1 pseudogene is annotated in these 357 nt (G+C 49.0%); it reads left to right on the forward strand.

Annotated features, from left to right (window positions below):
- Positions 1 to 357: pseudogene (locus AB4323_RS24510) on the forward strand (IS21 family transposase); the annotation flags it as partial.

Raw genomic sequence — 357 nt, forward strand, 5'->3', positions numbered from 1 at the left:
TCGAACTCAGACGTAAAGGTATGACAAAGATGTTGTTGTGGCAGGAATACCATGAGCAATATCAAGAACAAGCTTACGCTTACACTCGTTGGTTCAAAACCCAAAAGCGCAGCATGCGCCAGCTCCATGTGGCAGGTGACAAGCTGTTTATCGATTACTGTGGGCCTCGGCTTCAAGTGGTCAACCCTGATACAGGTGAAGTACGCGAAGCAGAAGTGTTCGTGGCGACCTTAGGTGCGTCCAATTACACCTATGTTGAAGCCTTCCCGAGTCAAGGTAAGTCTTACTGGTTAGAGGCTCATGCCAATGCGTTCGAGCACTTCGGTGGTGTACCACAACTCTTGGTTCCCGATAATC

The organism is Vibrio sp. 10N.261.52.C11, assembly GCF_041471405.1.
In the GTDB taxonomy this organism is placed as follows: domain Bacteria; phylum Pseudomonadota; class Gammaproteobacteria; order Enterobacterales; family Vibrionaceae; genus Vibrio; species Vibrio crassostreae_C.